This window comes from Nitrosomonas sp. Nm33 (genome assembly GCF_900107265.1).
GTDB lineage: Bacteria > Pseudomonadota > Gammaproteobacteria > Burkholderiales > Nitrosomonadaceae > Nitrosomonas.
The window spans coordinates 21,315-27,484 of sequence record NZ_FNPJ01000038.1 but is presented as its reverse complement, the minus strand read 5'-3'; the positions used below and the strand labels follow the sequence as shown (position 1 = coordinate 27,484).

Here is a 6,170-nt window from a genome sequence, read left to right as displayed (position 1 = left end):
AAACCACATAAAAGTTTGAATAACTCAACTCCTTATGAAATACTCCAACATTATTTCAATCAACCTCTCTGTAAACAACCCTGAGATTTCTTACAGCGCGTGTTTTGAAATCGATCCGTGCTCGATTAATAAGCGCATTTGTTCATGCGCAGCCGATTTATTGAACAAAGCTTTATCCACCACCAGCAATGCCAGCGGACGCTCTCCCCAACGTTTATCCGCTACGCCGATCACGGCAACTTCCTTGACGCCGGCAACCAAGGTCAATGCATTTTCCAATTCCAGTGACGACACCCACTCACCGGCAACTTTGATGACGTCTTTCAGGCGATCGGTAATGTGCAGATAACCCTCCCGATTAATGGCGCCGATATCCTGCGTGTGCAGATAACCACCTTGCCAAAGCGCTGTGCTGGCTTCAGGATTATCGAGATACCCTTGCGTCAGCCAGGGTGCGCGCACGACGATTTCACCGCTGCCTTGCCCGTCATGAACCTGCGAACGCATCGTATCGTCGACGATCTGTAAATCCACCAGCGGTATTGGGCGCCCGGCGCAGCACAATGCAGCCAGCGCATCATCCGCTACCGGATCCTGCTCGCCATTGCGACGAGCGTTCAATTGCGCTAGTGTCAAAATGGGAGCAGTCTCGGATAAACCATAACCGGAGAAACAATCGACCCCCATTTCCAGCGCCTGTTTAGCCAGCGCTTGCGGCAGCGCCGATCCACCAACGACGACTTTCCAGCCACAGAGATCCACACCGGATGATTGCGCTGCTGTCAATATCATTCTCAATAAGGTTGGAACACAATGTGAGAAAGTAACGCACTCTTCATGAATCAGTTTCAGCAGCATATCGGGTACATAACGTCCTGGATAAACCTGTTTCACACCAAGCAACGTAGCTATATAAGGGATACCCCATGCATGCACATGAAACATCGGTGTAATCGGCATGTATACATCTTCGCTATGGAGCCGTTGTCGCGCAGCCGGTGCAGCACCAGTTACCTGTGCGTATAGTAAACACCTTTGGGTGCACCGGTCGTGCCAGTGGTATAGAAAACCGTCGCCCGCATATTCTCATCAAAATCCGCAAAACCGAAATCATCGGTCTGGTCCGCAAGCCAGCTTTCGTATTCATCATCAAATTGCAGAGAGGTTTGCGGCACCGCCGCCCCCTCCGTCATGACGATAAGCTTTTGTATGTTAGATAATTCTGCACAGATATTTTCGATAACCGGGATGAAATCAGCATGCAGCAGCAGCATTGCAGCACCCGAATGATTCAATGTATAAGCAATCTGTGTCGGTGTCAGCTTGGTGTTGACCGTCATCATAATTGCACCATACATTGGTATGGCAAAATAGCATTCGAGATAACGGTGGCTATCGTGATCCATTACTGCGATCACGTCACCACGACGAAAACCAGAAGCTGCCAATGCAGCACCAAATTGACCAATCCGGGTATACATCTGACGGTAACTCAGGCGCAATTGATCACGGTAGACAATCTCCTGATGAGATGCATTTGTCAAAGGCGTATGCCAAAGCTGTTTCAGCAGTAATGGATACGATGTCATTTTCTTCTGATAAGTTGGAGATTTTAACCTAAAAACCGTAGTCGGACGGGGTGGAGCGTGTGGTGATCCAGGCGCGAGGCAAGGCGCGATGAGGCCGCAGGGCCGTCCCCTGCAACGAAGAGCAACGCCGCATTCGTGCCTGGAGCGACATATGATGCACCCCGTAGCGGCCTCACTATTCTGGTGAATGAGAAAATTTCTAAGATACCTCTATATGTCATGGGCTTAACTCTCCAATCAAGCGATCAACTGCGGTTTTTAGGTTTAACTAGAGAATCCACTTATCGTAGACTTCTGACTGGATATTTTCTTTAAAACAACACAACTGACAGGCACCAGCAATAAAGTGACCAAAGAGGAGAAAAGTATGCCAAACGAAAGCGTAATCACCATTGGCATGAGTTTCTCAGCATCTGAGCTTTGCTCGCTGGTGAGTGGCAGCAATCCCAAAAGAGTAGTTGCTGTTGTTAGAAATATCGCACGGAAACGTGCTTTACCCGCCAAAACTACAGCCTTATAAATCGGTATGTTTTTCTGGAGAATTTCATTGATTTTCGCAACCAATATCAGGCTATCGTTGATTGCAACCCCTCCTACGGCAAATAACGCCACATAAGATTCCAGGGACAAAGGAATTTTCAGCAACAGGTGGCCCACTACTGCGCCGATAAAGCCAAATGGAATGGCCAGCATAATTATGAGTGGTTGCGTATAGGAGCGCAGCGGCACCGCCAGCAACGCGTAAATCCCCAGCAAAGCCAGCACACCATAACCCCATAGATCCGACATTGCTTTCTCTTGCTTTTGCCGGGTCTGGCCTGGCTCGATCCTTAGCCCAGGATATTGCGCCTCCAACCCGGGAATTACATTTGCACGCAAATCGGCAAGAATAACTTCAGCGTTAGCCTCTCCTTTAAAGACGTCAGCACTGATTAATTGAATCCGCTCTCGGTTTTGCCGGGTAATACTTGCAAAACCTAGAGTATATTCGGCTTCTGCTACTGTGGCGAATGGAACAGTGCTGCCATTGGCCAGCCTGACTGGCATGTTATATAAATCATCCAGAGAACTGCGACGCTCGGAAGGAAAGCGTAGCATTACCCTGACTTCATCTCGATCCAGAAAAAAGCGCTGTACCTCCAACCCAAAAAATCCATGGCGAACTTGCTCACCTAAACTTTGCATCGTTAACCCATAAAATGCTGCTTCAGGTTTAAGCTTAAGTTGCAACTCAGGCTTACCTGCCTGCATCGAACTCATCACGCTGTGTACTCCGGCATAAGAAGAAAGCTTGGTTTTAAGAATTTCACCGACTGTGCTTTGTAGTGCAACATCTGTTGCAATCAATTTCAACTCAATGGCCTTCGCAGAATGAGCAGTAGGCATGCCAAGATCTTTTGGCCAGAAAGTCTGGAAAGACAGCGTTGCGCCGGCAGGAAGCTCACCAAAGCGCTCCTCCCATTGTCTTTTAATGATATCCAAACGAGAACGGACACGTTCGTCAATCGCTATTTCGATATTGACAATTGCGGTGTTGTCGTCGCCAACAGCAATAATGTGCTGAAAGCTATCCTTCAATTTAGTCGATGTGTCGGTGCCGAGTTCGGTGTTTAACTCGGACCGTATTTCATTGGCAGTACGTTCCAAGCGCATTACATGATAATCAACCTCTTCAAATGGGGTACCAGGAGGAAGCTGGAGAGTGGCAATCAAATAATAGTCGTTCACAGGCGCTTCCATCACGCTTTGAATGCGTCCGGAAAAAACAAGCGCAGCGGTAATCAGCAATATAATGGAAAACACTGATAGTGTGATATAACGAAACCGCACCAGCCCTTTCAGTAGTGGGACATATACACGGTCAATAAACCATTGCAATCCACTATCAGTTCGTTCCTGCACAAAACTCATAGCAGCTGACCAGGCATTACGATCCGTAGTTGAAGTAAAGTTGACTGCCAAATGGGAAGGTAAGATCAGGAGCGCTTCCACCATGGAAAACGCCAAAGTTACAATAGCCACCAGAGATATGTTGTACATCAGATATCCACTAAGACCCGGCAATAAAAGGCCGGGAACAAAAGCAATCATCGTAGACAGCACCATCAACACGACTAATGGTGCTACTTCAAGTGTTCCACTGATTGCACCCGATAAACCGGGACGTCCTCGCTGCTGATGCGTGTAAATATTCTCGCCTATAACAATAGCGTCATCCGCCAAGACACCCAAGATAAGAATCAGAGCGGCAATTGAATAAAAATTTAGAGAAATTCCCAACATCGGCATCAGCCACAGTGCTCCCATCAGTGATATCACAATGCCGCTGCTCACCCATAACGCCAGATAAAATCGCATGGTAAACATCAATACCAGAAAAACTAGAATAAAACCTGATACTGCGTTTTCCCATAACATGGACATATTATGTTTATAATATTTTGACCAGTCATCCCATGTCGAAATGCCAATGCCATCAGGCAAACCAGGACGGAATGCGTCAATAACCTCATTGACCGCTTCGACTGTTGTCACAATTCGGTCTTTTGACATTACGAAGATTTGCGCGGCTGGCTTGCCATCAATTCTTGCCAGAAAATCTTTTTCACTCACCGTTTCACGAATCTGCGCAATATCACCAAGCAACAGGCGCGCACCATGCGGTTCAGATCGCAGATTAATCGCAGCATAATCAGCCACAGTCATAGCCTGATTCTTGCTTCTCAGCAGCAACTTGCCATCGGATTTTTTAAGCTCTCCCGCCGGTATATTATTGGATGCGGCTCGAATAGCCTCGGCAATTTCCTCAAAATTCAATGCATAGCGGCGTAAATCTGATTCTGTAATTTCAATCGATATTTCATAGGGAAGCTGAGGCCAAGGCATCATTAACCCTATATCCGGGTGCTTACTCAGCATAGCCTGCAATTGATCGCGTTGACGTATCAAGGCTAACATATCAACTTCACCATGCACCATTACAGTTATCGCAATTGTGCCAACTTTCACTTCCTGAATTTTCAGTTTCTCGGCTCCTTTCGGAAAAGCCGTGATGCGATCCATTCTGGCCTGCACGGTAGCCTGGAAACGTGTGGAATCAATCGCAGGATCAAACTCAACGATGATCTCGCATTCCGCCTGGCTAGCAGTGGCATTGATATGCCGGATCCCTTCCAAATCATGGATGGCTTCCTCAATAGGAATACATAACGCTTGCTCCACTTCTGCAGGGCCTGCGCCTGGATAAGCAATTTCGATCTTCAGTTGATTTGCTGGTGCAGGTGGAACATTGTGGCGTTTGGACACGGTTAAACCTATCAGTCCACCTGCTATGATAACTATCATGAGAAGATTGGCGGCAATAGGGTTTCTGGCGAACCAGATGATCAGTTTCATGGAGCAATCTCGATAGGTTTAACTGACATTCCATCAACCGGATGATGCAGGCCGGAAACGAACACATGTTCTCCCACATTTAATCCAGCTTTAATGATCACTTGCTCGCGTTCTCTCCTGAGCACTTCCACGGTACGAAAAAGTAACCGGCTGTCCTGATCAACAACAGCTACCTGATTATTTTTGCGTAATGCACTGGCTGGCAGAATAACCAAATCATCGAACCAACGTCCTTTGATGCTGGCTTCCACATACAAACCTATCGGTAAGCTGGCAGCAGAAGATCCCCTGCCAGGGTCAGTTTTTTTTGCATCAAGACCGAACGGATCTGGGATTTGTGCAACCAGCACTACCATGCCGGTGTCTTGATCGACCACGCCTTCGCTGCGCACAATATGACCCAGCCAGGTTTGTTGCTGCCCGTTGTAATACGCAGTAAGCTTCACTTGCGCCCCCTTTACAGCATGAGAACGATGGGGTAAATCTGGAAAATCGATAAAAGTAAGTTCGTGCGTGGTTAATGGCAAGCGCACTTCAGCCAGATCGCTGCTGTAAATTCTTCCTAATACCGTACCGCTGCTCAGATACTGCCCCATCCCTACTTCCTTGTTACGCACCCGACCACTAAAAGGAGCGCGTATATCTGTGCGTTGCCGCAGCAACCGGGCATTCTTCAGCTCTTCATGCTCCGCTGCGAGCTTGGCTTTCTTCTCCTTAAGCTGCGGAATCCTTAGATTTAGCGAATTAGGCTCTCCCTGTCCGAGATGTTGCCATTCATCACGAGCCTGTTCCGCTTCCGCTTCTTCCCGTGTCAACTGATACTGGGCTTCCATTACCCTGGCTTGAGCTTGCGCTACCCGCAAATCATATTCCGCCGGATCGATCGAAACCAGTACGTCCCCTTTCTTGAAGAATCCACCACTGACAAAAGCAGGTGAGATTTTGATGATATTGCCCGAGACACCGGTAACCAGGTCTATTTCTGTTTGTGCCATGACACGCCCTTGCGAATGAATATCCATACGCAACCGCTCGGGCTTTACCTTGATGACTTGGACTGAAGGCAGTGTAACGATGTTTTCTTGCTGATCGGTTTGCGGTGACGAATTAACAATGGCAAAAGCTGCCACCCCCCCCGCCATCGCAATCAACAGTGCGATGAGTAATTGCTGGCGCGTTTTCATA

The 6,170-nt window shown here is 47.8% G+C and carries 4 protein-coding genes and 1 pseudogene; all 5 read right to left on the bottom strand.

The features are described from left to right. Positions 1–90: 90 nt before the first annotated feature. A complete protein-coding gene (locus BLV54_RS17275; RefSeq protein WP_339389404.1) occupies positions 91–507 on the bottom strand; it encodes an AMP-binding enzyme in 417 nt (138 codons plus the stop codon). Further along, positions 490–1,481, bottom strand: a pseudogene (locus BLV54_RS16845) (AMP-binding protein); the annotation flags it as partial. The gene BLV54_RS17275 and the pseudogene BLV54_RS16845, both read right to left, overlap by 18 nt. 131 nt (positions 1,482–1,612) lie before the next feature. Beyond that, a complete protein-coding gene (locus BLV54_RS15545) occupies positions 1,613–1,810 on the bottom strand; it encodes a hypothetical protein (RefSeq protein WP_143032464.1) in 198 nt (65 codons plus the stop codon). Positions 1,811–1,853: 43 nt separating this feature from the next. Then, complete coding sequence (locus BLV54_RS09120) at positions 1,854–4,985, bottom strand: efflux RND transporter permease subunit (RefSeq protein ID WP_090570915.1); 3,132 nt, start codon at positions 4,983–4,985, stop codon at positions 1,854–1,856. After that, a complete protein-coding gene (locus BLV54_RS09115) occupies positions 4,982–6,169 on the bottom strand; it encodes an efflux RND transporter periplasmic adaptor subunit (RefSeq protein ID WP_090570912.1) in 1,188 nt (395 codons plus the stop codon). The genes BLV54_RS09120 and BLV54_RS09115 overlap by 4 nt, the downstream gene beginning before the upstream one ends. Between the last annotated feature and the right edge of the window lies 1 nt (position 6,170).